Raw genomic sequence first — 25,104 nt, forward strand, 5'->3', positions numbered from 1 at the left:
GGTATCGGTGACGAAGGAGGTCTGCCGGCGGGCACCCCGATCGCCTCGGTGAGCAGGCCGCAGCCCCGTAGGCGGGATGATGGCGAGGGACGGCAAGGAACAGGTTGGGTGTCCGCAAGGGCTACACAGAACCGGCTCCTTCCGACGTTCCGCGGGCCTCGCGTTCCGTACGGCCGACGCCGCTCCGGGACTCCCTTGCCGCTTCGTCGCGCAAGACATCCGGCTTCCGTCGACCCATCAGCTGTGGTCGGGGGAGGGGCATACGTGCCAGAACCGCGACCCCGCTCAGCACAGCCGGCAGCGTCGCGACGACGAAACAGCACCAGAGCGGCAGCAGATCCACCGTGAGCCCGGTGAGGGCGGTTCCTGCCGACGCCCCGGCGTTGAAGGCGCTGTTCACCCACGTACCGGCGCGGGTGCGGCTGCTGCTGTCAGCGCACTCGTCAGCGACGAGGTACGCGGTGGTCAGCGCGGGCGCCACACACGCCCCGGCGGCGCACACCACGAGCGCGAGCACCCACAGGTTCGGCGACATGCCGGCGACGGACAGGACGAGCCCGAGTGCCAGTGCGAGGAGCGGCAGCCGGATACGGCCCGGCACCTGCCACGCCCGTGCCCCGTATGCCAGCCCCCCGACCGCGCTGCCGACTGCCAGTGCGGCCTCGAGCCACGCGACAGCGGACAGCTCCTTCTGCCGTTCGGAGTAGGCGACGAGCAACAGGCTGAGAGCCCCCAGGCACATGCCGACGCCGGCCGTCACCACGACGGCCTCCAGCAGGGCGTTGCCGCGCAAGCCCCTCCACCACCCCTGGGACACACCCGTATGCCGAGCCCCGGCGGCGACACCCGGGGCCGGGGCGCACATGGCAGGCGATGCCACCATGACCAGCGTCCCGCTCAAGAGCAGCCCGGCGCTGACTCCCACGCCCATCGCCGGGTGGCCGACGGCGATGAACACTCCCGCCGCCAACGGGCCGCTCACATAAAGGAGTTCTTCAGCGACCGTGTCCAGCGAGAAGGCCCGCCGACGCAGCGCAGGGTCCGGCAGGAGCGCGCTCCACGTCGCCCGCATGACGGGCCCGAGCGGCGGCGCGCAGGCTCCCGCCGCACCCGTGAGGAGCATCAGCAGCCACCTCGGGACGCCGGCCTGCCAGGTTGCGGCAGTGAGGGCAGCCAGCAGAAGCGCGTACACCGCGGCCATGGTGGGGAGCACTCGCCGCGGTCCGCGGCGGTCGATCAGTCGGGCGCGGAGGGGTGCCAGGAAGGCGGTACTCGCTCCGAAGAGGGCGAGGGCGCCGCCCGCCCATGCGTAGGACCCGGTGGCCTGGGTGAGGGCGACGGCGAGTGAGACGAAGACGATGCCGTAGGAGAAGCGGGCGACGAGTGCCGGGGCGAAGGTGCGCAGCACGTGCGGTTCACGCAGCACGGCGGCATAGCTGGGGGCATGGGACGAGGACGAGGCCATCGAGGGTTCTTCCCGTGAGAGAGCGCTTCATCGGGGCGCTCTGGTGAGTAGGCATGCCTACGACCGCGGCGGCGATTGGGCTCCGCGGTCGTCGTCGGCCTAGGCACGGGGGAAGAACACGCTCTCACCCTGGCAGTCCCACGCGCTCCCGTCCAGAGGGCGGCTTCTGCTGCTCAGAGGAAATGACGGCTCAGAGGAGATGACGGGCAGGGCGGTGTCAGGTCGGCGGGTGACACGCCAATGTGCACCGGCTCGATGTCCCCTTGCGCTGGTGGTGCTGATTCCGGTGGTTACCGGCTGACCTCAGCCATGCTTGAGGAGGGAGACTCGAAGTCGAGTCGAGGGATGGTGGCTCCCCTTGTGGTTCAGCGGCCTGAGCCGTCCGAGGGCCTGGCCTCAGCCGCATCGGCCAATGACGGCGCCCCGTCACTGGTGAAGGTGACAGGGCGCCGGTACCAGCCTCGGGCTGCGTGTCGGGTCAGCTGATGTTGAGGTCGATGACCTGGTAGAAGGCGTTGCCGGTGTCGGCGACTTCCCACACCGACAAGAGCACGTGGTACCCGTGGCGGTCACTGGGCAGTGTGACGCTGTGGACGGTCGGGTTCTCCGGGAGGAGGTCTTCCGAGCTCCAGTACGGCTGGCCGCTGTTCTGGTACGTGGCGATCGGCTCCAGGTCGAACTGTGCCCGCGTCAGGCGCGCTCCCGGGTCCCAGCCGCTCTTGGTGAGGAAGTAGTTCCAGCGCCGTGTCTTGTGCTCCGCGTGGTAGTTCCAGGTGATGTCCAGCGCCTTGCCGGCGGACACCGGGTGCTTGTGCCAGTCCTGCTGCGAGTCCGGCTCGTCGAGCTTTGCGGCGAAGTCCTTCCCGGCGCTGGCGATCCGGCCGTCCTGGGGCGGCTCGAAGTTGGCGACGTCGTCCGGCGCGTACGGGTCCGTGAGGCCGGATTCCGTTGCGGGGAAGAACTTCCCGGCCTCCAGGCCGGCAGCCTGCCAGTCCGCGAGGTGAAGTTGGGCCCTGGACTTGGGCCTGGTCACCGTTCCGTGTCGCGCTTCTCGTTCCACAGCTCTCTCCTTTGCGACGAGCGGGGCGCCACGTCGACGCCTTGTGTGCGCAGAGTAGCCAATGGATTACTGAATGTACTTGCGCCACCGAGTCGGTCACACGACCTGGACCCATTCACCGGACAGGCCGCGGGTCCCAGGGGTATTTGCGCGCAAGCGCGAGGCGTTTCCGTCGGCCGCTGGCCCCCTGCTGTCGTCGGCGCGTCGGCGGACCAGCCGCGGCGTTGTTGGTGGCCGGGCAGGGGCCAAAAGAATGGCTGTTAGCCTCGAAATTTCCTGACGGTCCGTCGGTTCTTCCGGTGGGCGTTTCGGCTTGTCGGGCGGATTGCGGGCAGGGTGGTGGCCCGGCTGTCGCGTCGGATGGGCGCCGGGTTCCACGTCTCCGGTTGGTGTTGCTGGCCGTAGGGACGGGTCGTTTCCGTTGGTCAGCCGGGGTTCGGGAGAGCCACGAGTCTCTGCATCGCGCTGGTGATGACGCTGGTCCAGGGCCAGTGGTGGGCGAATCGCAGGTGCTGGCGGCGAGCGGTGGTGATCAGCTGGGCGGCGGCGGAGAAGAGGCGGAGTCGTAGGCGGCGGGGTTCCCAGAGCCGGGGCTTTCCGGTCAGGGCGAGCAGAGGCATCCAGGCCAGAAGGTCGAGTGCGAGCTGTACGATCTCCAGCCAGATCCGGTTCTGGGCCGTGTCGTGCAGGGGAAGGTTGCGCAGGCCGGTGGCGCGGGCGGCCCGGATGCGGTCCTCGGCCCGTGCCCGCTGTCGGTGCCGCAGTTCGAGTGCGGCGATCGGGACGCTGGTGGTGTTGGTTGCGAAACAGGTGAGCCGCAGGCCGTCGGCGTCGGTGAACCGCAACTGGGCGCCAGGGTGCGGCCGTTCCTTGCGGACGATCAGCCGCAGCCCCTTCGGCCAACCTGTCAGGCAGTCTCCATCGAGCTCGGCGACCCACGCGCCGTCGCGGACCTCGCCGCCTGGTTCGACAGCGGGCGTCCATGCGGAGGGTGGGACCATCAGCACAGCCTGGTGAAGCTCCTCGGTGATGGTCATCCCCACCGAGTACGACAGCCACCGGCCCCGCTTCGCGAGCCAGGCCACGAACTCGTGTGTCCCTCCGCCGGAGTCGGTACGGATCAGCGTGTTCCGCCCGCGCCGGCGCCTCTTGGGGAGCTGGGCCAGGGCGAGCTGGGTGGCGGTGATGTGGTCGGCGGCGGTGTTGCTGCCCGCGTTCCCGGGCGGCAACAGCGCGGCTACTGGCTCCCCGGTTCCACCACTGCCGTGATCGACGAACCCCATCAGCGGATGATGTCCGTACGTTCTTTTCCAGGTCGCCGCCGCGTCCTGCTTGTCGGAGTGCGCGACTACCAGAACCCCGTCCAGATCCACGATCACCTGGCCTGCTGCGTTCGGCGAGGAAGTCCCGGCCAGCTTCCAAACCCGCTCGCGGATTTCGGCCCGGACCGACCGGATCGCGGTCAGAGCCCTCGGACCAGCTGCGGCAAGAGTATCGACGAGCCGGGAGACGGTCGGGTCGGAGGCCACCGGCCCGAACACGGCCGGCTCGGCCCGCAGCATGCCGACGTCGGCCAGGCAATCTCCGCCCAGCGCGACCGCGAGTGCCACATCCAGCAGGATCTTGCCCGGATCGTGCACCGCCCGAGGACGCCGCCACGGCGCGAGCGCCGCCGATATCGCTCCGTCCAGGCCGGTCTTGCGGACCGTCTCGACCAGCAGCACCCCGCCGGCCTGCGAGACCACACCGCGACCGCCACCCTCGGTACGGACACACGGGTAGTACCCGACACGCTTCTTCACCGGAGGAGTGCTTCTTTCCATGTGACGACCTGAACCCAAGGCAAGTACCACCGTTGCAGGTTAGGGGCGCTCTTCGCGTTTCTGGTCACCCATCGGACGCCCAGCCATGTGAACGCGCGGGAGCTGTCCGACGGCAGATGCTTTCCTGGGCGCGTAGGGCGGTGAGCAGGGAGAACCAGCCCACACGGCACACCCCTTTCCCACCTCCTCGCGTGTCGCCAGCCATCGGCCACTGTCCGCCTGATTCCCGCACGACGGGGTGAACGCGTGGAGAGTGTCCGCCGGGAGCCCATGCGCCACCCCCATCACCAGTCCGAACGACTGACTGTTGCGGTCTGTCTCGCCAAGGTTCGCGGCGAATCACCGCAGGTCGGGTTGAGTGACGGCTGTGTGGCCGGCCCGGCGCCATCCGTACCGGGCGGCTGTCCGGACGGGATCGAAAGGAGCCACTCATGGAAGGTGTACCGCCGGATGCCTGGAAGTGGGAACTCGACCGTACGTCCGACCCGAGGCGCGATCCCGGGCCGATCAACCTGCAGCGGTATGCGTTCGTACCGGCTTACGCCGGGATCGCCACGTTCTTCGGGCTGCCGCTGTGCCTCAATCCGGACGACCTGCGTGCCGGCCACGTCGATGTGGCAGTCGTCGGGGCGCCGGTGGACATGTCCACCGGGCACCGGGGGGCGGCCTACGGGCCACGTGCGATCAGGGCCGATGAGCGGATTCTGCCCAACACTCCGCAGATGCTGGTCAATCCCAGCACCCGCATCAAACCGTTCGAGGAGTTGACGGTAGTCGACTACGGCGATGCCGCCGTGGACCCGTTCAGCATCGACAACTCCATGGAACCGATCCGTGCTCTGGTCCGCGAGATCGCCGGAACGGGCGCGATCCCGATCGTGCTCGGCGGGGACCACTCGATCCTGTGGCCGGACGCCGCGGCTATGGCCGACGTGTACGGGGCGGGCAAGGTCGGCGTGATCCACTTCGATGCCCATCCGGACTGCTCCCACGACCTGTTCGGCCATCTCACCTCGCACGCCACACCGATCCGCCGGCTGATCGAGGACGAGCATGTCCCCGGGCGCAACTTCATCCAGATCGGCCTGCGCAGCGCGATCGCGCCTGACGACGAACTGTTCGACTGGATGCGCGAGCACGGGCTGCGCGCGCACTTCATGGCCGAGATCGACCGTCGCGGATTCGACGTGGTCCTCCAACAGGCCATCGACGAGGCGCTGGACGGGCCGGAACATCTGTTCGTGTCGCTGGACATCGACGTGCTGGACCCGGCCTTCGCGCCCGGCACCGGCACCCCGGAGCCTCCCGGCCTGACCAACCGCGAACTGCTGCCGGCCATCCGACGAATCTGTCACGAGACGCCCGTTGTGGGCATGGACATCGTCGAGGTCGCACCCCACCTCGATCCCGGCAACACCACCACCATGAACGCTCGCCGAGCCATCTTCGAGGCGCTGACCGGGATCGCAATGCGCCGCAAAGGTCTGCCCGGTCCCGACTATCTGGACCCGGAGGTCGCCGGGCCGCCGCCCGGGCAGCAGACATAGCCGTCGCCCTGAACGGCGAGCAACCCGATACGCTTCCTCACCTGAGGGGTGCGTCTCCCCAACCCACGTCCAGGGCCCAAGACAAGTTCATCGTCCCAGGTCAGAGACAGCCTCGCCTCTCCGGCCCTTCCCCCGAACAACTAGCCTCGTGAAAGCCCGAGGTTAGTGCGCCAGTCTGACTTCGCGATCTCGCGGCGGACTGAACCACAAGCACGATGGTCGTCACACAGGCGGACTTGTTGTCACCAAGATCGCAGCAGGCGCATCAAGGAGAAACCCTGTGCGGGGTTGGAGGGGTCAGCTGCACCTGCACCTCTCGAAACAGAGCAGGGTGCTGGCCGTCTTCAGGCGGTAACGGGAACGGGGGTTGGCGCCAGGAGGACCCGGAGGCCTGCACCAGTGCGTCGTAGTTCGGAACGCGTGAGGCTGAACTGATGTTAGACGAGTCACGCTTGGAGGAACTTATGATCATCTCCGCCTCACCGTCCTCGCACACCGCGCCGCGGTACCGCGGCGGCCTCCGAGCAGTAGGGGTAGCCGTCTGCTGCGGCCTGATGCTGAGCGGGCCGACCGCCGCCACCGCCGCCACTGTGCCCGCCGCCCATACCCAGGCGCAGGCGCAGCACGAGGAGCGTGGCCGGGGCACGCTGGTCTCCGCCGAGAAGCTGTACACGCTCGCGACCCCGCAGGCCGTGGCCGCCGAGCTCAGTTCGCGACCAAGCCCCGCTTTGCCGGCGAGATGATCGCCGCCGCGCTGGACACCGGAATCGCCGCTTCCTGGGTGACCGGCGAAGAAGCCTACGGCCAGGACCCGCACCTACGCATTCACCTGGAGGAGGCCGGTCTCGGCTACATCCTGGCCGTGGCCTGCTCCACCAGGGTCCGCATCAACCAAGGCCGCACCTCCATCCGCGCGGACACCCTCGCAGACCGCCTGCCCGAAGCGGCCTGGCGCCGGCACAGCGCCGGCAGCGGTGCAAAGGGCCCGCGCAACTACGACCGGGCCTGGGTTCATATCGGCAGCGCCAGCCACCATCACCTGCTCATCCGCCGCAACCGCACCACTGGCGAACTCGCCTTCTCACCTGCGCTGGTCACCCACCAAGGTGCCCCTGTCCGAGCTGGTCCGCGTCGCCCGTGTCCGCTGGAGCATCGAAGAATGCTTCCAGGCAGCCAAGGGCCAGGTCGGACTCGACCACTACCAGGTCAGGAACTGGACCTCATGGCACCGGCACGTCACGCTGGCCATGCTTGTCCTGGCCTTCCTGGCAGCCATAGCAGCCGACGCGGCCCCCAGCCAGCCCGTCGATCCGCACCGCCCCGCCCGCATCAGTGACCCGATTGCTCTCACCGTCCTTGCGATCCGTCACCTGTTCGTCGCCGTCTTCAAGCCACGGGCCGTGTCCGTAACCAGGCTGCTGCACTGGTCCAACTGGCGCAGACGCCACCAGGCAACAGCCCGTCGCAGCCACTACAGACGACGGTCCTCCGAGGAGTCCACCGGATAGATCACGAAACCGCACTGGAGTATCAGGCGGATTGCCCACGGGCTGCCGGCTGTGCTCGTTTCGACGCCGGCTGGCTGGCCCCGGACCTGCTTCGTGGGCGGCACCCGGCGCGAGCAGGCGTTTGACGGGTACCTGCTCCATGACCTCGTCGAGCGGCTCAGCGAAGTGGGAGGCGAGGGAGCAGGTCTTCTTCCGGGACGGTCACATCGCCGCTCTTCTTCTGGGACGGTCACGCGGCCTCGCTCACAGCGGCTCGATCACGCCTGCATCTGGACGAGGACAAAGAGGGGGGACGCGCTCCGGGGGGCTGCTGGCGATCGGTGACCCCGGAGGGGCGGGGGAGCCCCTGGGCCGGGAAGGGGTGGCTGGCTGTCACCTGTGGCGGGCGTGCGCCGCGCACTCAATGGACAGGTGAATGCGCCAAAGCGCGCTGTCCGCGGAGGTGATGGAGGTTGCCGGCTGGGCAGTACCGGTCAGGGTGCGTCCGCTCGGCGCCTTGTCCGACTGCGAGCGCCGTTGGGTTCGCCCCAGTTCAAAGGGGGCGCGACGTGGTGAACGACGGTCTGGCTGGTCCGCCGAGAGCGATCCCTACCGCAGTCCTAGAGCCCCAACGACAGCAAGGAGCTGGAGATGACCGACCCCTCGACACACGACCCCTCGACACGCGATCCCTCGGCACAGGATGTCGGCGATTGGTACGACCGCTTCGGGGACCTGTACGCACTCACCATGGGCGACAGCATGCACCTGGGGATGTGGGCCGGTGGCATGCGTGAAGCCATCGGAGGGCTGACGGCCGACGCAATGTGGAAGGAGCTGACCCAGGCTCAGGACGCCTGGACCGACACCCTCATCGAGGAGGTCGGACTGCTGCCGGGACAGCAGATGCTGGATGTCGGCTGCGGCACTGGCCGGCCCACCGTGCGGATCGCTGAACGGTCGGGCGGAAGCGTGCTCGGCGTCACCGTCAGCGGCGCGCAGACAGAGGCGGGGCGCGTCCGCGCGACGCGGGCCGGTCTGTCCGAACGCGTCACCTTCGCGCGTGCGGACGCCATGGACCTGCCCCAGCCGTCCGAATCGTTCGACGCGGCGTGGGCGATCGAGTCGTTCGCCCACTTCTCCGACCGGCCCGCCGCGATCCGTGAGGTGTGGCGCGTGCTGCGGCCCGGAGGTCGGTTCGTCCTGGCGGACTGCTACGAGGCGGTGCCCTTCACGCAGGAGGAGCTCGGCCTGTTCCGGGCTGCGTTCGCCCTCTCCCGGCTCCCGACCGGGGCCGGGAACTACTCCGACATGCTCAAGGAGGCCGGCTTCACCCTCTGCAACTCCCGTGATATGTCCAGCGAATTCAAACCCACCTACGACCTGATCCCGAGCCTGTTCGCCGCCAGGCGCGACCAGATCGCAGAGCTGGTGGGAAGGGAAGCGATGGCCCAGCTCGACGTGATCTATCCACGCATCCTCACCCTGTGCCGGGACAAGATGGGCTACGTGATGGTAAGCGCGGAGAAGAGCCAGTAGGGGCCGGCTGGGGGATTCCCGGCCTCGGGCGGGGCCGGAAGGGCCAACGACACCCGCGCTTCTGCCGGTGATGACGGGTGCAGGCACGAATCGGCAACCGGCCCGCTCCCAGGGTCATCCCTCCGGCTCGGCTGCCACGATGGCCAGCAATCCAGGAAACCGACGCTCGAGGTCGGCCCGGCGCAGGCTCGCCATCCGGCTGTTACCTCGGGAGACCTGCCTGACCAGCCCGGCTTCGCGCAGAGTCCGGAAGTGGTGCGTGACGGTCGCCTTGGAGACCGGCAGCGCGAAGGAGCTGCACGTTCGCGCCGTGCCGTCGGGCTCGGCCGCCAGCACGCGCACCACCCGGCGGCGCAGGGGATCCGCCAGCGCAGCGAGCACCGAGCCGAGCTCGATCTCCTCGACGGCCGGGTGGCCTTCGTCGTCGGGCATCAGCGCACCTCCCATCCTAGGTATGGCTTGCATCGTACCTGAGGACTCGCTAGCGTCATGAAGGTACGAGACTGATCGTACCTATGGAAGAGAGAACTCCCATGACTCAGCCGTTCACCCTCGTCGGCACCGCTCGCCCCAAGCCCGAACGCGCCGCAGAGCTGAAACAGCTTCTGCTCTCGTTCGTCGAGCCCACCCGGCAGGAGCCCGGTTGCCTGGAGTACCACTTCCATGAGGACCGCGATGAACCCGGCGTCTTCGTCTTCTACGAGGCATGGCGCTCGCAGGCCGATCTCGACGCCCACCTGGCTCTGCCGCACATGCAGGCCTTCTGGGAACAGCGCATGGACTATCTGACATCCGACCTCGACATCACCTTCCTCACCATGCACAGCCCGTACGAGCCCGCCGCCCGCGCCTGACCGCTGACGCTGACGCTGGTCTTCCGGCGGCCAGTCAGGGTGCGTTCGATCCGTCACGAGCGGAGTCGGATTGATGCGCAGGGTTGCTGCGGTGACGAGTCCAGGTCGGAGAGAGTGGTGGTGGGGGGCGAACCGCCGTCAGCAGCGGCGGCCTTGGCAAGGCACCGGTACCGGCACCGGCACCGGTACCGGCACCGCTTCGGCTTTTGTCTCACGCCGGGACAGGGCGACGAGGAACGTCAGCGCGATCCCCGCTGCCACCACGAACAGTGTGGAGCTGATCCCGTCTGCCGTCTCGTCTCGCAACTGCGCTCCGGTCAGGTCACCAAGGCCGGCTGTCGCCACAAGCACCAGGATGGCGAGGCCCACAGCGGCACCCATCCCCGCGCCGGTGGAGGCGATCCCCGACGCGATGCCCTGCTCACGGTCGGACACACCAGTTCCGGCGGCGATGAACATGCTGGTGAACACGATCCCGTCACCGATGCTGAGTGCGACGAGCCCCGGGATCAGCGAGGTGTACGAACCGTCCGGGGAGATCGCCAAGCCGAGCAGGACGGCGCCGACCGCACCGATGGCGAGAGCGCCGAGCAGTGTGCGCTTGAGGCCGAATCGCGTCACCATCTGGCCGGCTGTTGTCGACCCTGCGACGACAATCGCTGTCGGAATCAGGAAGCCCGCGCCGGTTTCCAAGGCGTTGTAGCCGAGGACCTCCTGGAAGTAGACGGAGAGGAAGTACAGCACGGAGCCGAATGTGGCCATGAACATGAATGCGATGACGAGGCTCGTGATGAGGCTGCGGTTGGCGAGCAGTCGCGGCGGTACGAGCGGGTCGCTGCTGTTCCGTTCGATGAGCACGAAAACTCCCAACAGCGCGAGCCCCGCCGCCGCGCTGAAGAGGATGCCGGGCGAGAGCCAACCCAGTCCCGGCCCCTGAACCAGTGCGACCACGATCAGCGTGACCCCGAGGGTGACGCTGAGCGCACCGGGCAGGTCGAACTTGCGCCCTCTGTCGCGCTGCCGGTCCTTGGGGATCAGCACGAACGCGAGGAGCAGGGCAGGACCTGCCAACGCGACATTGACCAGGAACACCGCTTCCCAGCCGAAGGCGCGTGTGAGCAGTCCCCCGAGGAGGACGCCGATCACCAGCCCGGCAGCGCCGGCCCCGCCCCAGACTCCCAGCGCACGGTTGCGAACGCGGCCTTCGACGAACGTGACGTTGATGAGCGCCAGCGTGGTGGGAAAGACCAGCGCGCCACCGAGGCCTTGAACCGCGCGAGCGGCGAGAAGCATCCCCGGCCCGGTCGCCAGTCCACCCGCAAACGCTGCTCCGGCGTAGAGGGCAAGGCCGGTGGCCAGGACCCGGCGTCGTCCGATGAGGTCTGCGGCGCGTCCGCCGAACAGCAGGAAACCGGCGGAGGCGACTGCGTAGGCGCTGATCACTGATTGCAGTGTCTGCGCGGAATAGCCCAGGTCGCGTGCGATGTCGGGCAGCGCCACGACGACGATGTACTGGTCGAGCGAGACGACCAACATGGCGAACGACAGCAGCGCGAGTGTCGCTGTCTCACGGTTCCAACCGAACCCGCGTTGCGGAGACGCTCCGACAGATGCCACAGCAGCACTCCTCGGCGGAGCCTAGCCAGTCCGTTACGGTAAGGAATCTACCACTATGCACCCCGAGGATGGATGTGACGGCTCACCGGCTCGATGGGGACGCTCGTCAACGACGAGAACGAGATACGGCGCAGACTGCCTGAACTGCCGGGAGCTGCCGGTCTCGTCCCTGACGGTCAACACGACGCCCAGCCGCCTGCCGTCGGGGGCGGCGAGGAAAAGGGAGGGCGGGAAGCAGCCGGGCGTTGGCAGGATGGCCGAGTTCAGCACCCGACGCGAAAGGGCTCGACGACACCATGGCTCGTACCATCAGTTTGATCCGCTCCGCATCCCTGTCCGACGTCGCCGAGTACGCCTACGCGGCCACTGCGCCCGCCGATTCACGCCTGATATTCCTCGCCGGGGCGTGTCCGCTGAACGATGACGGCTCCACGGCGGCGATCGGGGACTACGCGGGGCAGGCAAGGAAAGCCATCGAGAACATGCAGGTTGCTCTCGCTGCCTCCGGTGCGTCACTCCAGGACGTCATCAGTACGAGGGTGCTCGTTGCATCCTCCCGGCGCGAGGACCTGGTGACTGCCTGGCGGGTGGTCCGGGACGCGTTCGCTGACCATGATGTCCCCAGCACTTTGCTGGGCGTCACCGTCCTCGGCTACGAGGATCAGCTCGTCGAGATCGAGGCCGTCGCAGCCGTACTCGATTCTTGAGGCCTGATGTCCACCCGGCAGTTTCTTGTCGTAGGCGTGGCGAGGCCCGGCCTTGATTGAACTCGTCCGGCGGGCAGGGCGGCCTGGGGCCCGCTCAATGGGGATGCCATACAAGCGTGTAGCGCCAGAACAGCCGACGGCGCAGCCGTGCGCCGGGCAGGGCCTCCTGGGCCTCACTGACGATCTCGGGAAAGCTCATCTCCGCCGGCCGGGTCAGTGCGGTCATCGAGGCCGGCCGGGGTGCCCTCCGGCCCTTGTTCTTGAGCCAGCCCGTGGCGGCATTGAGCGGGCTGGCGACGGCGCCGAGCAGATGGTCACCGGCGGTCTGCGCCCGGGAGAGGCCGACGACCACCAGGGTTCCGGCGGGGGCCAGATGCCGGCGGAAGACGGTGAGAGCTTCGGTGAAGGGCAGATGGTGGATGACGGCGACGCAGGTGATGACGTCGTAGGAACCGGCAGGGATCCCGGTCAGCGCGTCTGCGACCGTGAAGGTCACTGGGCTTGCCGCGGGAGTCAGCCTCTGCGCCCGGGAGACGATCGTCGGGTCGGAGTCGATCCCCCGGACCTCGTTGGCGCGTGTGGCTAAGAGCCGGGCCAGGTCGCCGCTGCCGGATCCGATGTCCAGGGCAGTGTCGAAGCGTTGGGGGAGCCGGCGCATGATCCACCGATGGTAGTGGGCGTTGTGGTCCCAGGGGTGGGCGGCATTGAACTCTTCGAGCGCTCGAAGGACTCGGTGCGGTAGTGGCGTCATGCCGCCAGTTCACCAAGTCCCCGGCCCCTGCGTCATCTCGATCGAGGTGCCCCTGCGTCACCTCGATCGAGGAAGCGCTCGTCCCGACGTCCTGCGTCGGCAGGATCAGTGATATCTCCGCGGCGGAGGACGCGGACCAGGACGGAGAGGTCAGTCATGTCCACGGCCGCGCCTACGAGCGGCACGCGCACTGTGGTCGAGGAGATGCTGCGCAGAATTGGCGAGCCGGCTGAGCATCGCTCTTAAGTCCGGTTGTGCGGGCCGAGGGCCGGTGGCGTCTGGTCATCCCCGGACGGGCCGATGTCGCCGTTCTTCCACGCGGGGTCGTAGGCGCAGGGCGCGGTGGCACCGCCGGTGAAGTACTCCCGGTCTGGGAACCAGGTGAAGGACATTCGCTCAGTCCCCTCTCCCTCGTCCCGCTTGGCGAACAGGTCCCAGTCCTGATCCTTGCCCTTCGCGCCCTCACGGTAGGACGTGATCTCCCAGCCTTCGTCCTTCAGATGCTGGTGGAGTCGGCGGAGGCCGGATGCGGCCTGGCTCGCGGGGACATGGTCCAGCGCCCAGCGGTGACTCATCTGGTAGGCACCGTCGACGGTTTGTCCTCCAGCCCCGTCAGGCCGCCGTCGTGGCAGGAGGAAGAGCCGAGCGTGTTCTCCGTACTGACGCCGATGTCCTTGACACCTGGCTTTACGGTGCGCTTGAACCCCATGAGGTCATACGCCTCCTGCGAATGCTGGAAGGCGCGGCCGGCCATGTCCTCGGGCGCGGCGCTGGGAAAGTCCGTCGACCTCCATGAGGCCCATACGAGCGGGACGATCACAACGAGTACGACGAGCGTGGAGCAGCCGCACCCCAGGGTCTTGAGGACGGATGAGGAGGACCCGGACTCGTTCGGGACGGTGGGGGTGTTGGTTGGTGCGGTCTCCTCGGGCATACGGGGACGGTATGTCAGCGGGGGAGCGCGGCGGATGGGCGCGGCTACCCGGCAAGGAGTGAGTACGTGTACTCACTTGATCTGCGCTCGTTGCCCGAAGGATGACTACCTCTTCTGCGCCTTCGAGAAGACCCTCACCAAGAGACCTGACCGTCCCGGAGATCCGCCACCTACGCGGGGCATAGATGAGCCCGCCGAAGGCATCCCCGAGGAGGCTTGCTGCACTGGTCAGAGTGGCGCGGACGCCACCAGGCCATCGCCCGCGGCTGCCACTACCGGCGGCGGCTCCTCGCCCCTCCTCGTCCCTCCTGGGGATGGATCGCGAAGTAACGCTGGAGTACTTAGGAGTCACTCTCCAGCTCTCCGACGGTGCGCTGCAGCCAGGCGCGATCGGCCTTGCTGGTGGCGTCGGCGAGTTGGAGCATGCCGCGGCGGAAGCGGTCGGTCATGTCGCGGACGCGCAGCGGGCGGCCGTCCTCGTAGAAGTAGCTGCCGGGCTCGTCCATGAAGGCGAGGCGGCGGCGCAGTACGCGGGCCTGGTCGGCGGGGTTGGGCAGCCGGCCGAGGAAGGCGAGCAGGATGAAGAAGGAGTTGCGGTCGGTGATCTCGAGGTCGGCCGGCTCGCGTAGGCGGCGCATGAGTTCGGCGCGGCCGGATTCGGTAAGGGTGAGGACTTGACGGGGTGTGGCGCGTTCGCCAGGTTCGGTGTGGCGGGTGAGGTGCCCGGCGGCTTCCAGGCGCTTGACGGCGGGGTAGAGAGCGCCGTCGCTCACGGGGCGCACATGGCCACTGAGGCCGGAGATGCGGGCGCGCAGATCGTACGCGTGCAGGGGTTCCTCGTGGAGAAATCCGAGGATGCAGAGGGTGAGCACCGGGCCTCCGAGGTGCGTACTTCGCGGTCGTCGTGGCTGTCCAGAGTAGCCGCGCTGAAAATTATACCTCTAACCGAGATGCCTCTGTTAGAGTCAAAGTCATGATGATGGCAACCACGCAGTACTTCCGCACCCCGGACGGCATACGGCTCGCCTACCTCGACCTGGGCGGTACCGGCCGCCCCGTCCTCGCACTGCACGGCGCCTACGGGCGCGGCCGTTCCATGCTCGGGCTCGCCGACCACCTCGGACCCGAGTACCGGCTCATCGCGCTCGACCAGCGCGGCCACGGCCTCTCCGACCACCCCGACGACTACGGGCGAGACGGCTACATCGCCGACGCGGCGGCGCTCGTCGAACACCTCGGACTCGGCCCCGTCGCGACCGTCGGACACTCACTCGGCGGCATCACCGCCTACCAACTGGCCGCAAGACGACAGGAACTGGTCTCGGCCGTGGTCGTGCTGGACTTTCCGGCGGAGTACCGGGAACCGATCGGCGACGATCAGCTGCGCGCACTGCCGACGCACTTCCCGAGCATGCGGGCGATGCTGGACGCACTCGCGTTCATGGACGAGCCCCGGCACTTCAGCGAGAGCGCGGTGGAGGAACCGGAGGGCTGGCGGTTCCTGTGGCGGCCGGAGGAGATACACGCCGCCAAGGTCGCCGTCCGAGGCGACTGGTGGGACGACTTCACCGCCGCCAAGCAGCCGCTGATGGTAGTGCGGGGCGGACGCAGCACCGTCGTCCCGCGCCGGCACGCAGAGGAGATGGTCCGTCTCCGACCTGGCACGGAAGTCGTGACGATCGACGGGCACCACGACTTCTACATCACGCACGAGGCAGAACTGGGCGCCACGGTAAGGGAATTCCTCGATCGCACGGCTCCCTGGGCGGTGTAAGCCTCGTCCCCGTCGACTGCCCTTCAGCTCGGGCGCGTAGTGGCAAATGGTGTTGCGGGAGACGCCGCGCAGCTTGGTGATCGAGGTGGCGGTGATCTCCGGACGGGCGAGCAGATCCCGGGCGTGACGTACCTGTTCCTCTGCCGAGGCCGGCGTGCCGGCGGTCCGGGGGCCGAGCCGGTCCGGCGACGGGACGACGAGGGGGTCGCCCTCGCAGAGGTCGTCGAGGGCTACTAGGCAGCCGCTACGGCTCCAGCAACATGCACCGGCTGCATCGCCACTCCCCAAAGGGGCCGCACACACTTCTGACCTGCGGCGCGCCCGTCACTCAATGTCGGCGAGAACGCTCACACTTCGCTGCGAGAGGTCACCTCGGAGGCGGGGTCCGGGCTGCCCTGTCGAGTGAACGCCCACAGCACGAGCCCGAGGCAGCTGAACGCGGCACCCAGTGTGCATACGGCGCCCCAGCCGGCCACCGTGTAGAGGGAGGTCGCGGCGATGGCGCCGGCGGCGCTGCCGATCGAGTAGAAGACCATGTATCCGCCGATCAGCCGGCTGCCCGCGTCCGGGTGCAGTGCGTAGATCAGGGTCTGGTTGGTGACATGGACCGCCTGCACGGCGAGGTCGAGAAGGATCACCCCGACGACCAGGGCCAAGAGCGAGCTGCGGGCGAAGGACAAGGGCAACCACGAGGCGGCGAGCAGTGCCAGGGCGATGCCGGTGGTCCGCTGGGAGAGTCCGCGGTCGTTCAGGCGGCCCGCCATGGTCGCGGCCAGGGCGCCGGCGACACCGATCAGACCCAGCGCCCCGATTGCGCTGTGGGACAGAAAGTACGGGGCATCGCTGAGCGGCAGCGCGACGCTGCTCCACAGGGTGCTGAAGGCGGCGAAGATCAGCAGACCGAACACGGCCCGGAGCCGCAGCAGTCGTTCCCGTGCGAACAGGGTGATCGTGGAGCGCAGAAGCGGTCCGTAGCGCAAGGTTGTCGGCGGAGCATCACTGTGGCGTGGCAGCACTCGGTACAGGACCAGGGCGAGCAGAGCGGTGAGCGACGCCGAGGCGAGGTAGACGGAGCGCCAGCCCGCGAGATCGGCCATGAGGCCGGATGCGGTGCGGGCGAGCAGAATTCCGATGACCACGCCGCCGGTGACCAGACCGACGACCCGTCCGCGCCCGGCGGGAGGGGCCAGTGATGCCGCGAAGGCCACCAGCGTCTGCGTGACGACCGCGAGAAGCCCCGTCGCGGCCATGCCCGCGAGCAGGGTCGCCGCCGTGTGGGCGGCGGCTACCACGGCCAGCGCCACCACCAGCAGCAGTAACTGGGCCACGATGAGCCGTCTGCGGTCGGCCACGTCGCCCAGCGGCACGAGGAAGAAGAGTCCCAGCCCGTATCCGACATGCGTGAGGGTGACCACGCTGCCGACAAGTGCCGGGCTCATGGCGAGATCGTGGCCCATGGTTACCAGGAGCGGCTGGGAGAAGTAGACGTTGGCCACCGCCGCCCCGCAGGCGACGGCGAACAGTATGACGACGCCACGGGACATGACGAACGCGGAACCTTCCCCGCTTGGGGCCCCGGTCCGTCCTGTCACAGCCTCACCGTTACCGGGCATCAGCACTCCTCCGCATATCTGGTTTCATCTTGCTACCAATGGCGCGGTGACGGTATCCACTTTTGGTAGCATGTTGCAACCATCGTGAGAGTGAGGGACGCCATGGTGAACAGGACACGCTTCGACGACAGCGAATGTCCCGTCGCCCGGTCGGTGGACGCGATCGGCGACTGGTGGTCCCTGCTGATCGTGCGGGACGCCTTCGACGGAAGCCGCCGCTTCGGGGAGTTCCAGCGCAGCCTCGGGGTGGCGAAGAACATCCTCACCGCGCGTCTGCGCACCCTGGTCGCGGGCGGTGTTCTCGAATCCGTCCCCGCCTCGGACGGCAGCGCCTACCGCGAGTACGTACTGACTCCGAAGGGCGAGGCGCTCTTCCCCGTCATCGTGGCGCTGCGGCAGTGGGGCGAACAGAACTTCTTCGCCCCCGGCGAGCCCCACTCACAGTTGGTCGACCGCCGACAGGGGCATCGCCTCCGCGCACTCGAAGTGCTGTCTGCGGACGGCCGACGCCTGAACCCCGACGACACCACCGTCCACAAGGTCCCAACCCAGTGATCCGAGCCGGAGACCCGGTGCCGACGCGCCGCCCTGCCAATGATTCCGAGGCCGGGGGATGAATGGCGCGAAGGGTTGCGGCGCGTGCTGCCATACCCGCGACGGCAAACCGGACATGACGACCCGTCAAATCGGGCCCACGAAGGGGAGACGTGAGCGAGCAGCACGAGCAGGGGCAGGGCAGGGGCAGGGCCTGGTGGTCCGTCGTGACGCTGCGCGCGGTGAGGATGCGTGAGGAGTCCTTGATCTGTTCTTGGCCTTGATCTTGTCGAACGTGCTCACCATGGCGGTGTGCTCCTCGCCGTACTTCTCGGTGACGTAGCGGACCATCCGGTCGCGCTGACGGCCGTCGAAGTCGAGGTCCACATGCGGCGGGTTGATGCGCATCGCCAGACCCGTCAGGACTTCCTTGCGTAGCCACGACTCCTGCGTTTCCCCTTCGGGAGCATCCGGGAACTGCGGCATCTCGTCGATGTGGTCGAAGACTTGGGTGCTTGCCCGGTCGAACTTGGCCAACGAGCCCTCGAGCCCGGTGCTTCGCCGGACGCCGTGAGCTTTCTCGGCAACCCTCTTGGGTTACCGCACGAACAGCACGCCTAGGCCGGGAGGGAGAAGCCCTCGGGCGGTGCGCCCTCGACGAACAGCATCCCCACCCGAACCTTGCCTTCTCGTATCTCCCGGGCCCGCCGGTACTCGGGGGAGTCGTACCACTCCCGGATCCGGTCCATGTCGGGAAACTCGATGACCATGAACCGGGAGGAGTCCCAGACGCCTTCGACGGGCTCGGGCGTGGAGCCCGCGACCAGGTATCGGCCGCCGTGGCTGAGGATGGATTGCTGGGCCACGGGGGCGTAGGCCAGGCCGGCCTCCTCGTCGAGCACATCGACGTTGACGATGACGTAAGCAGGCATGGGGTCCCCGTTTCCTTGGATGCAGCGTGAACTGGCGTGTACTGATGTCACGTTAGAGACTATTGACCACCGCTGCCCTGCTCGGCAGCGTGGGCAACGCCGCCTGGCAGCAGAGTCGTGTCCGCTCCCCGCCGTGGAACGTTGACAACGGCTGCCCTGCACCAGGACCCCGCAATTCTTGACGGGGCACCAGTCAGCAAGGATCTGTTGTCGGCCAACCGACTGGGTCGCCTCAGTAGTGCCGCCGACGTCGACGCTGGTTCGGGTCCGCAACGGCCACGCCCTGGCCGGGATCAGCGGCCGCTGTGGGTGCTGCGCCAGCGGCTGGGCGGCAGGCCGGGTTGACGTTGGAAGAAGGCAGTGAAGTTCGCGGCGTCGGTGAAGCCGACACGCTCGGCGCAGCGGGCAGCAGGCAGGTCGGTGTGGGCGAGCAGCCGCTGGGCCTCCAGCAGGATGCGCCGGTCGAGGAACTGTTTGGCGCCCAGGCCGGTGGCGGCGCGGGTGGCGCGGGTGAGGGTGCGCCGGTCATAGCCGAGGGCCTGCGCGTAGTGGGCGACATGATGGCGGCGGGCGAAGTCCCGTTCCACCGCCGCGCGGTAGCGGCGGAAGACCCCGTGGTCGCGGCTCTGGCCGACGGGCACCGGGGCCGGTTCGGCCGGAAGCGTCCGCAGCACCAGGGCCGCGAGCAGGTGGGCCGGCAGCGGCGGCGAGGCGGCCGGTTCGGGGAGGGCGGCAGCGTACTCGGCGGCGAGGTGGTCCGCGGCAAGGTGGGCGAGCTCCCGGGCCCGGCCCTCCAGTCGCCACGTGCTGGGCGCGAACGAGTCCGCCGCGGCGTGGGCGGCGGGGCCCGGCGCGGGGAGGAAGCCCGGTTCAAACAGGATCAGCGGACCGTCGGCGTGGTCGATGTCGGTCCATCGGTGCACCGTGCCGGGGCGGACCCACACCACGCTGCCCGGCCGTAGGAGGTGGTCGGCGAAGTCCGCCTCGTGCCGGCCCTCCCCGGACCGGACCAGGGCGAGGACGTGGAAGTCGGGGCGCTGCGGCCGGGTCCGGCGGCGCTCGGGGTCCATCCGCCGCAGCCGCTCGAAGTTGAGCACCTCCACGCCGAGGTCCGCGCCGGGAGCCGGGGCGTAACGCAGCTGGCGTATCGCGGCGGGCAATTGACCGTTATCCACAACAACCGCGCTCTTTTCCACCGTGCCCCGGCTGGTCGTCGCCCCTGGCGTCGACGGCAGACACCCTTTGCCAGCACGGCTTCTGACACATATGAAGCCGTGCGGCGACGTCCGCCGTTCCACCCACGGAGAGTAGCGAGATGACCGAAACCACAATCTACACCGGCGCCGTGCCCGTCGCGGGAGGACAGATCCGCCTGCACCAACGGGGGCAGCAGGGGCCGGCCCTTGTCCTGGTGCACTACTGGGGCGGATCGGCGGCAACCTGGGAGGCGGTCGTGGACCAGCTGCCGGCCGACCGCGAGACCGTCCGCTTCGACCAGCGCGGGTGGGGTGCCTCCCGCTCGCTGTCCGGGCCGCACCACCTCGACCGGCTCGCCGACGACCTCCTCGACGTGGTGCGCGGCGCCGGTCTGGAGCGTTACGTCCTGGTCGGCCACTCCATGGGCGGCAAGGTCGCCCAACTCGCCGCTGGCCGGCGGCCGCAGGGGCTGGCGGCCCTGGTCCTGCTGGCCCCGGCCCCGCCGCAGCCTCCGGCGCACGTCACTGCCGAGTACCGGGAGTTCCTGTCACACGCCTACGACTCGCCGCAGGCCGTCGAGCAGGCCCTCGACCAGGTGCTGACGGCCGTCCCCCTCGACGGCTCCGCCCGGGCCGCGGCGGTGCGCGACAGCCTTGCTGCCGACGATCCGGCCCGCCGGGAGTGGCCGCTGCACGGCATCGCCGCGGACATCACCGCCTCCGCATGGCGCGTCGAGGTTCCCGTCCTGGTGCTGGCCGGTGAGCACGATCAGGTCGAGCCGGCCAACGTGCTGCGCGGCCACCTGTTGCCCCACCTGTCCCACGCGATCCTGGACGTCCTGCCCGGCTGTGGGCATCTGCTGCCGCTGGAGGCCCCCGCCGAGGTTGCGGCGCGGTTGGAAAGCTTCCTCGCCGACCTCGACACGTGATCCCCGGCCAAGGCAGCGGTCCCGGCCTGACCGACCCGACGAACCTTCCGGGTCACAGCGCTGGGGGTCCGTCTTCAACGGTTCGAGTGGATGCCAGGGCGGGTTGGTTGCAGGGCAGGGGGCAGGTGCCTGTCCAGGTGGTGGCCAGGAGGTGAGGGAGGAAGTCCAGGGCCCAGGCCCGGCGCGGTCTCCATCTCCTGCTAGTCGTCGTCATGCTCGATCCGCCAACGGGACTGTGCCTGGCCGACGAAGTCTTCGGCAGGAAGGTCGGCGGGAAGGTTCGAGATCCAGTACTTCACCGGCTCCCCGCTTTACCGCTCACCGGCATCGAGGCGTTGGCGCGACTTACTGGTCGAGTGCTTCGCGTTGCGCCGGGCTGAGGCGGTCCGGTCTCGTGGTGAGGGTGTACGTCTGGGGCCCGACGGTCCTCAGGGCGAGGGGATCGGCGAGGGCTGGTTGCCGTTGGATCGCGTCCAGGGCGGCGGTGGCACGGTCCCGGGGCCAGTCGAGCGCGGTGGCCAGTATGCCCAGGGTGAGGGGTCGGTCGGCGTGTACGAGGGCGGCGAGCACGGTGAGCGCGTCGTACACGGCGGTTTCGGTGAGGGAGCTACCGCTCATCTGCTCGCTGAGTCGGGCGAAGAACTGGCCCATCGTGCCGAGTCGGGCGCCGGCGGTCGTCTCGGTGCCGAAGATCTCGATGCCCCGCTGCGCGGCAGTCGCGATGTCGGCGTGTGCGCCGGTGTCGGCTTGCCACGCCCGGAGCCAGGCGTCGTCGTCGATGACGTACCGCTCCCGGCGCCCGCCGGAATCCGGTTGGCGCACCACCAGTTCCATCGTCTCGAGGTAGCCGATGGACTTGGACACCGACGCGGGACTGACGCGTAGCCGGCGCACCAGGTCGGCTGCCGTCAGGCCGTCGGCGTCAGCGGTGAGCAGGCACACGAACACCCGGGAGGTCATTCGAGGCAGGCCGGTCGCGGCCAGGAGCGTCGCGAACTGGTCCACGAAGCCGCGCACCACCTCGGTCGGCTGCTCGTCTGTCGTCGGCTCGGCGGGCCGGGCCGGCTTGCGCCGGCGGGCACGGTGGCTGGAGACCTGCTGCGCGTGGTCGGCCTCCCGCGATGACGCTCGACGTACCACGGATCCAGACCCGGGTCGCCGAACTCCTGGCGGAATACGCCATCCCGAGCGCCGCGATCGGCGTGCTCCATGACGGAGAGCTCACCGAACTCGCGGTCGGCGTCAAGAACGTGGAAACGCGGGAACCCGCGACGACGGACACCGTCTACCAATGTGGCTCCATGACGAAGACGTGGACCGCACTGGCCTTCATGCAACTCGTCGACGAAGGGAAAGTCGACCTCGACGAGCCGGTGCGGACGTATCTGCCCCGATTCGCGGTGGCCGACCCCGAGGCGAGCGCAAAGGTCACCCCTCGTCACTTGCTGTACCACACCAACGGTATCGAGGAAGCCTATGGCGACCCGGGCGAAGACGAGGACGTCTATGCGCGCATGGTCGAGAACATCGCCGACGCACCCCAGGTCTTCCCGCTGGGCCACACCCACGGCTACAGCGCGGCGCTGGGTTACGCGGTTCTCGCGCGGATCCTGGAGGTGCACGACGGCGCACACTGGGACGACATCATGCGGCACCGCCTCTTCGAACCCATGGGCCTGACCAGCACGAACAGCTGGCACGCGCAGGTGGACGAAGCCCGGGCCGCCACCGGGCACCTGATCCGTTCTCTGGAAGAGGGGCCCATCGTCACACCGATGCGCTACCTGCCACGCGCATTCGGCCCCGGCGGGAACATCACCTCGACCGCCCGGGAGGTGCTCGCCATGGCGCACATCCTCCTCAACAAAGGCACGGCGCCAGATGGAAAGCGAATCGTCTCGGCCGAGAGCATTCGAGAGATGCTGTGTTCGCGGGTGCCCGTACCGGATCCGCATATGTTCGGGCCGGCATGGGCACTCGGCCTCATCGTATGTGACTGGCACGGCGAAACCGTTTACGCGACCGACGGCAGTACGATCGGCCAGAACGCCCGGCTGCGGCTCCTGCCAGACTCGAAGACTGCCATTGCCATGCTGACCAACGGCGGACCGCGGGAGAGCTTTTCTCACACGGTGTTCAACGAGACCCTGCCCGACCTCGGCATGGTTACTGTCCCGGAACTGCCTTCACCGGACGCGACATTGAACCTCGCCCTGTCCAGGTATGAAGGCGTATACGGGCGTCCCGGCGCACGGTACGAGGTGTCAGCCGAAGCCGGAAAGCTGTACCTGACCCTGGCCCTCGACCCGATGCAGGCAGAGTTCCTCCAAAAGCCGGACCGCATCAAATATGAGCTGCTCCCCGTGAAGGAGACTCAATTCCTGATGCCCCCGGCGGATCCGTTGGAAGACACTCAGACGGTCGCGATCTACGACTTCACGAACGGCGCTGCCCAGTACCTCCATACCAACTGCCGGGTGAACCCACGGCAAAGGTGACCGTGCAGTCTCCGACGTCGGTGCAACCATCGCGATCTACACGATCCGGTCGAGTCCCTGACAACGGCCGGGATCCGTCTTCAGAGATCATCGGCGGTGGGTCATGGTGGGGCGATATGCGGCCATGAACTCACCGGCCAGGTTTGGAAGTTACTTGCTCCGCTGATACCACGGGCTGCTACGGGCCGGCCGCGGGTGGCGGGCCGGCATTGCCTGCGACAGCAACGGCGGCTTGCTGGCCGTGTCTGCAAGAGCTGCATGCAGAGTGCTCACTCTGGTTCGTGGCCACAGGGGTGTCGGGGTTTTCAGCAGCCTGAGCGCGGCACAGCAGATGAGGAACGCGGTGAGGCAGCACGACAGTCCGAGCGCTTCGATGCGGATGAGACTGGTGGTGCCATCGGTGAAGATGCAGTCGACAGCCGGAGGCAGCAGACTGCGCTCGGTTTTCGTGATCTCGCCGGAGGGTGGGGAGTGCAGATGAGCCACCTGCCGGCGGAAGCACTCATTCCTGAGATCGACGGTCGACAGGCTCATGAGCGGGGCGACTCCGGTAGCCCAGATGGTGGCGGCAGCCGCGGGCGCGAGGACCGTGCCCGCTCTGGCCCAGCGCGGCGTACGCGAGCTGAGAGCCATCGCCCAAGTGACGGTGCCTGCCACGAGGAGGGCTGCCCCGCACCACAGCAGCCATGTGCCCGCCGCCGTGGGGTGGCTGGGGCCGTACGTCGACGAATCCGTCCAGTAGCACTCCAGGCGTGGGGGGAACGCGTCGACGCGGACGTGGGTCAGCGGATAGTCATCGTCGAGGGTCCGCTGCCCGCATATCTCTGTCGGTCGCGTCAGTGCGAAACCGTAGGCGAGTGTGTGGGCGTACCCGACGATGCCCGTACTCATCCCCCACACCCACCATCGCTGGTGCCGTGCGGGGTGGCGCCGACGCTTCCAGACCGCGTACACGAATGCCCCGACGGTCAACCAGATGCCCAACACCAGCCACAGAAGCAGCCACGCAAACATTTCGCCCCCTCGTCTCACACCCAGACGGAAGGAGTCTGCTTGCGGTTGCGAGGCAGGGCCGGTCACGCCACGTTCAGCAACACGGCGTCATACGCGGACACCGGACAACTCCGCTGTGCGAAGAGCGGAGGGATTGCGTCCGCGACCGCACATGACGGCACCCGGAGTACACGCTCTGAACGCGGTAGCCGACCCGGCTTGACTGTGCCGTAGCGGCACAGTGGGGATTTGAGCGGCGCCTGGGGGCGGGCATGCGCGCACTCACCCCACGGCACTGCGCCGACGGGGCGCGGCCTGCGGGCGCACCACGGCCGCCGGCCGGCTCCTGACCGGCGGCCTGGTGGGTTATGCGAACTGGCCGGGCTGGTAGTCGCCGGCCGGCTGCTGGATGATGACGTTCGCCCGGTTGAAGGCGTTGATGAGGGCGATGGTGCACACCAGGGCGGCGAGCTGCTCCTCGTCGTAGTGCTTGGCGGCATTCGCCCAGGCCTCGTCGGTGACCCCTCCGGCCGCGTCGGCGATGCGGGTGCCCTGCTCCGCCAGCTCCAGCGCTGCCCGTTCGGCCTCGGTGAACACCGTGGCCTCCCGCCAGGCGGCGACCAGGTTGAGACGTACCGAGGTCTCACCGGCCGCGGCTGCGTCCTTGCTGTGCATGTCGGTGCAGAAGCCGCACCCGTTGATCTGGCTGGCGCGGAGCTTCACCAGCTCCTGTGTCGCGGCCGGCAGCGTCGAGTCCTCGAGCACCTTGCCTGCCGCGATGATGTGCTTGAAGACCTTGCCCACGGTCGGGCTGCTGAAGGCGTCCAAACGGGCACTCATGGTGATCTCCT

Annotated in this window: 25 protein-coding genes and 2 pseudogenes; 11 read left to right on the forward strand and 16 right to left on the reverse strand. The window is 68.4% G+C overall.

The genetic code is table 11. The features are described 5' to 3' along the window. Positions 1–121: 121 nt before the first annotated feature. From K7C20_RS36170 to K7C20_RS36180, 3 genes are all read right to left on the reverse strand, one after another. A complete protein-coding gene (locus tag K7C20_RS36170) occupies positions 122–1,465 on the reverse strand; it encodes an MFS transporter (RefSeq protein WP_063781287.1) in 1,344 nt (447 codons plus the stop codon). A gap of 478 nt (positions 1,466–1,943) precedes the next feature. Continuing rightward, on the reverse strand, positions 1,944–2,525 hold the full coding sequence (locus K7C20_RS36175) for a lytic polysaccharide monooxygenase auxiliary activity family 9 protein (RefSeq protein ID WP_030075274.1): 582 nt from the start codon (positions 2,523–2,525) through the stop codon (positions 1,944–1,946). Positions 2,526–2,950: 425 nt separating this feature from the next. Further along, positions 2,951–4,327 (reverse strand): IS1380 family transposase, encoded by a 1,377-nt coding sequence (locus K7C20_RS36180; protein WP_030075273.1) that lies wholly within the window; start codon positions 4,325–4,327, stop codon positions 2,951–2,953. A gap of 452 nt (positions 4,328–4,779) precedes the next feature. Here K7C20_RS36180 and K7C20_RS36185 point away from each other — a divergent pair, with 452 nt between their 5' ends. The 4 genes and pseudogenes from K7C20_RS36185 (at position 4,780) to K7C20_RS36195 (ending at position 8,921) form a co-directional block, all read left to right on the forward strand. Then, positions 4,780–5,895 (forward strand): agmatinase family protein, encoded by a 1,116-nt coding sequence (locus K7C20_RS36185; RefSeq protein ID WP_030075272.1) that lies wholly within the window; start codon positions 4,780–4,782, stop codon positions 5,893–5,895. 464 nt (positions 5,896–6,359) lie between these two features. Next, a complete protein-coding gene (locus K7C20_RS38745) occupies positions 6,360–6,638 on the forward strand; it encodes a hypothetical protein (RefSeq protein WP_245171446.1) in 279 nt (92 codons plus the stop codon). Next, positions 6,602–7,403, forward strand: a pseudogene (locus tag K7C20_RS39720) (IS701 family transposase); the annotation flags it as partial. The gene K7C20_RS38745 and the pseudogene K7C20_RS39720, both read left to right, overlap by 37 nt. A 630-nt stretch (positions 7,404–8,033) precedes the next feature. Then, entirely contained in the window at positions 8,034–8,921 is an 888-nt protein-coding gene (locus K7C20_RS36195) for a methyltransferase domain-containing protein (protein ID WP_048828559.1), read from the forward strand. 114 nt (positions 8,922–9,035) lie between these two features. Here K7C20_RS36195 and K7C20_RS36200 read toward each other — a convergent pair whose 3' ends face one another. After that, positions 9,036–9,353 (reverse strand): ArsR/SmtB family transcription factor, encoded by a 318-nt coding sequence (locus K7C20_RS36200; protein WP_030075267.1) that lies wholly within the window; start codon positions 9,351–9,353, stop codon positions 9,036–9,038. Positions 9,354–9,454: 101 nt separating this feature from the next. Between K7C20_RS36200 and K7C20_RS36205 the strand changes: the two genes are divergently transcribed. Beyond that, on the forward strand, positions 9,455–9,775 hold the full coding sequence (locus K7C20_RS36205; protein WP_030075265.1) for a putative quinol monooxygenase: 321 nt from the start codon (positions 9,455–9,457) through the stop codon (positions 9,773–9,775). A 138-nt stretch (positions 9,776–9,913) separates the two neighbouring features. Here the strand turns inward: K7C20_RS36205 and K7C20_RS36210 are convergent, their stop codons facing one another. Next, the gene (locus K7C20_RS36210; protein ID WP_245171452.1) at positions 9,914–11,392 is read right to left on the reverse strand and encodes an MFS transporter; all 1,479 of its coding nucleotides are present in this window, start codon (positions 11,390–11,392) and stop codon (positions 9,914–9,916) included. Between the two features lie 296 nt (positions 11,393–11,688). Between K7C20_RS36210 and K7C20_RS36215 the strand changes: the two genes are divergently transcribed. Then, entirely contained in the window at positions 11,689–12,099 is a 411-nt protein-coding gene (locus tag K7C20_RS36215) for a RidA family protein (RefSeq protein WP_030075263.1), read from the forward strand. 94 nt (positions 12,100–12,193) lie between these two features. Here K7C20_RS36215 and K7C20_RS36220 read toward each other — a convergent pair whose 3' ends face one another. The 4 genes from K7C20_RS36220 to K7C20_RS36230 form a co-directional block, all read right to left on the reverse strand. Next, positions 12,194–12,850 carry a class I SAM-dependent methyltransferase gene (locus tag K7C20_RS36220; protein WP_030075262.1) on the reverse strand — a complete coding sequence of 219 codons (657 nt, stop codon included), beginning with the start codon at positions 12,848–12,850 and terminating at the stop codon, positions 12,194–12,196. Positions 12,851–13,092: 242 nt separating this feature from the next. Then, the gene (locus K7C20_RS38755) at positions 13,093–13,425 is read right to left on the reverse strand and encodes a hypothetical protein (protein ID WP_245171455.1); all 333 of its coding nucleotides are present in this window, start codon (positions 13,423–13,425) and stop codon (positions 13,093–13,095) included. Beyond that, the gene (locus tag K7C20_RS38760; protein WP_245171457.1) at positions 13,422–13,784 is read right to left on the reverse strand and encodes a hypothetical protein; all 363 of its coding nucleotides are present in this window, start codon (positions 13,782–13,784) and stop codon (positions 13,422–13,424) included. Before K7C20_RS38760 ends, K7C20_RS38755 begins: the two co-directional genes overlap by 4 nt. Positions 13,785–14,125: 341 nt before the next feature. Then, entirely contained in the window at positions 14,126–14,656 is a 531-nt protein-coding gene (locus tag K7C20_RS36230) for a PadR family transcriptional regulator (RefSeq protein WP_030075261.1), read from the reverse strand. Between the two features lie 101 nt (positions 14,657–14,757). Here K7C20_RS36230 and K7C20_RS36235 point away from each other — a divergent pair, with 101 nt between their 5' ends. Further along, positions 14,758–15,558, forward strand: a complete 801-nt coding sequence (locus tag K7C20_RS36235) for an alpha/beta fold hydrolase (RefSeq protein WP_048828557.1) — start codon at positions 14,758–14,760, stop codon at positions 15,556–15,558. A 347-nt stretch (positions 15,559–15,905) separates the two neighbouring features. On the opposite strand, the gene K7C20_RS36240 is transcribed toward K7C20_RS36235, so the two are convergent. Then, entirely contained in the window at positions 15,906–17,171 is a 1,266-nt protein-coding gene (locus K7C20_RS36240; RefSeq protein ID WP_209443971.1) for an MFS transporter, read from the reverse strand. A gap of 102 nt (positions 17,172–17,273) precedes the next feature. Between K7C20_RS36240 and K7C20_RS36245 the strand changes: the two genes are divergently transcribed. Continuing rightward, positions 17,274–17,726: a winged helix-turn-helix transcriptional regulator gene (locus K7C20_RS36245; protein WP_030075258.1), complete on the forward strand. Its 453-nt coding sequence runs from the start codon at positions 17,274–17,276 to the stop codon at positions 17,724–17,726. A 223-nt stretch (positions 17,727–17,949) separates the two neighbouring features. Here the strand turns inward: K7C20_RS36245 and K7C20_RS36250 are convergent. From K7C20_RS36250 to K7C20_RS36260, 3 genes and pseudogenes are all read right to left on the reverse strand, one after another. After that, a pseudogene (locus K7C20_RS36250) lies at positions 17,950–18,215 on the reverse strand (hypothetical protein); the annotation flags it as partial. Positions 18,216–18,322: 107 nt separating this feature from the next. Beyond that, entirely contained in the window at positions 18,323–18,637 is a 315-nt protein-coding gene (locus tag K7C20_RS36255) for a DUF1330 domain-containing protein (protein ID WP_030075255.1), read from the reverse strand. A gap of 293 nt (positions 18,638–18,930) precedes the next feature. Continuing rightward, positions 18,931–19,812 carry a helix-turn-helix domain-containing protein gene (locus K7C20_RS36260; protein WP_030075254.1) on the reverse strand — a complete coding sequence of 294 codons (882 nt, stop codon included), beginning with the start codon at positions 19,810–19,812 and terminating at the stop codon, positions 18,931–18,933. 140 nt (positions 19,813–19,952) lie between these two features. On the opposite strand from K7C20_RS36260, the gene K7C20_RS36265 reads away from it, so the two are divergent. Then, positions 19,953–20,762 carry an alpha/beta fold hydrolase gene (locus K7C20_RS36265; RefSeq protein WP_053209626.1) on the forward strand — a complete coding sequence of 270 codons (810 nt, stop codon included), beginning with the start codon at positions 19,953–19,955 and terminating at the stop codon, positions 20,760–20,762. A 345-nt stretch (positions 20,763–21,107) separates the two neighbouring features. Here K7C20_RS36265 and K7C20_RS36270 read toward each other — a convergent pair whose 3' ends face one another. Continuing rightward, positions 21,108–21,902 carry a GbsR/MarR family transcriptional regulator gene (locus K7C20_RS36270; protein WP_245171460.1) on the reverse strand — a complete coding sequence of 265 codons (795 nt, stop codon included), beginning with the start codon at positions 21,900–21,902 and terminating at the stop codon, positions 21,108–21,110. On the opposite strand from K7C20_RS36270, the gene K7C20_RS36275 reads away from it, so the two are divergent. Then, positions 21,884–23,260 (forward strand): serine hydrolase domain-containing protein, encoded by a 1,377-nt coding sequence (locus tag K7C20_RS36275; RefSeq protein ID WP_030075248.1) that lies wholly within the window; start codon positions 21,884–21,886, stop codon positions 23,258–23,260. The two genes, K7C20_RS36270 and K7C20_RS36275, sit on opposite strands and share 19 nt — an antisense overlap. 150 nt (positions 23,261–23,410) lie before the next feature. Here K7C20_RS36275 and K7C20_RS36280 read toward each other — a convergent pair whose 3' ends face one another. Beyond that, positions 23,411–23,794: a hypothetical protein gene (locus K7C20_RS36280; protein ID WP_150127285.1), complete on the reverse strand. Its 384-nt coding sequence runs from the start codon at positions 23,792–23,794 to the stop codon at positions 23,411–23,413. Here K7C20_RS36280 and K7C20_RS36285 point away from each other — a divergent pair. After that, positions 23,793–24,002, forward strand: a complete 210-nt coding sequence (locus tag K7C20_RS36285; RefSeq protein WP_150127286.1) for a hypothetical protein — start codon at positions 23,793–23,795, stop codon at positions 24,000–24,002. The genes K7C20_RS36280 and K7C20_RS36285 overlap by 2 nt on opposite strands. A 617-nt stretch (positions 24,003–24,619) precedes the next feature. On the opposite strand, the gene K7C20_RS36290 is transcribed toward K7C20_RS36285, so the two are convergent. After that, the gene (locus tag K7C20_RS36290; protein WP_053209627.1) at positions 24,620–25,093 is read right to left on the reverse strand and encodes a carboxymuconolactone decarboxylase family protein; all 474 of its coding nucleotides are present in this window, start codon (positions 25,091–25,093) and stop codon (positions 24,620–24,622) included. Positions 25,094–25,104 lie beyond the last annotated feature (11 nt).

This window comes from Streptomyces decoyicus, from assembly GCF_019880305.1.
Classification (GTDB): Bacteria; Actinomycetota; Actinomycetes; order Streptomycetales; family Streptomycetaceae; genus Streptomyces; species Streptomyces decoyicus.

Excerpts from the sequence above, each read along its gene's own strand:
- K7C20_RS36170 (WP_063781287.1), bottom strand. The coding sequence starts at position 1,465 with ATGGCCTCGTCCTCGTCCCATGCCCCCAGCTATGCCGCCGTGCTGCGT.
- K7C20_RS36185 (WP_030075272.1), top strand. The coding sequence starts at position 4,780 with ATGGAAGGTGTACCGCCGGATGCCTGGAAGTGGGAACTCGACCGTACG.
- K7C20_RS38745 (WP_245171446.1), top strand. The coding sequence starts at position 6,360 with ATGATCATCTCCGCCTCACCGTCCTCGCACACCGCGCCGCGGTACCGC.
- K7C20_RS36195 (WP_048828559.1), top strand. The coding sequence starts at position 8,034 with ATGACCGACCCCTCGACACACGACCCCTCGACACGCGATCCCTCGGCA.
- K7C20_RS36200 (WP_030075267.1), bottom strand. The coding sequence starts at position 9,353 with ATGCCCGACGACGAAGGCCACCCGGCCGTCGAGGAGATCGAGCTCGGC.
- K7C20_RS36205 (WP_030075265.1), top strand. The coding sequence starts at position 9,455 with ATGACTCAGCCGTTCACCCTCGTCGGCACCGCTCGCCCCAAGCCCGAA.
- K7C20_RS36215 (WP_030075263.1), top strand. The coding sequence starts at position 11,689 with ATGGCTCGTACCATCAGTTTGATCCGCTCCGCATCCCTGTCCGACGTC.
- K7C20_RS36220 (WP_030075262.1), bottom strand. The coding sequence starts at position 12,850 with ATGACGCCACTACCGCACCGAGTCCTTCGAGCGCTCGAAGAGTTCAAT.
- K7C20_RS38755 (WP_245171455.1), bottom strand. The coding sequence starts at position 13,425 with ATGAGTCACCGCTGGGCGCTGGACCATGTCCCCGCGAGCCAGGCCGCA.
- K7C20_RS38760 (WP_245171457.1), bottom strand. The coding sequence starts at position 13,784 with ATGCCCGAGGAGACCGCACCAACCAACACCCCCACCGTCCCGAACGAG.
- K7C20_RS36235 (WP_048828557.1), top strand. The coding sequence starts at position 14,758 with ATGATGATGGCAACCACGCAGTACTTCCGCACCCCGGACGGCATACGG.
- K7C20_RS36240 (WP_209443971.1), bottom strand. The coding sequence starts at position 17,171 with ATGCCCGGTAACGGTGAGGCTGTGACAGGACGGACCGGGGCCCCAAGC.
- K7C20_RS36245 (WP_030075258.1), top strand. The coding sequence starts at position 17,274 with ATGGTGAACAGGACACGCTTCGACGACAGCGAATGTCCCGTCGCCCGG.
- K7C20_RS36255 (WP_030075255.1), bottom strand. The coding sequence starts at position 18,637 with ATGCCTGCTTACGTCATCGTCAACGTCGATGTGCTCGACGAGGAGGCC.
- K7C20_RS36265 (WP_053209626.1), top strand. The coding sequence starts at position 19,953 with ATGACCGAAACCACAATCTACACCGGCGCCGTGCCCGTCGCGGGAGGA.
- K7C20_RS36275 (WP_030075248.1), top strand. The coding sequence starts at position 21,884 with ATGACGCTCGACGTACCACGGATCCAGACCCGGGTCGCCGAACTCCTG.
- K7C20_RS36285 (WP_150127286.1), top strand. The coding sequence starts at position 23,793 with ATGAGCGGGGCGACTCCGGTAGCCCAGATGGTGGCGGCAGCCGCGGGC.
- K7C20_RS36280 (WP_150127285.1), bottom strand. The coding sequence starts at position 23,794 with ATGAGCCTGTCGACCGTCGATCTCAGGAATGAGTGCTTCCGCCGGCAG.
- K7C20_RS36290 (WP_053209627.1), bottom strand. The coding sequence starts at position 25,093 with ATGAGTGCCCGTTTGGACGCCTTCAGCAGCCCGACCGTGGGCAAGGTC.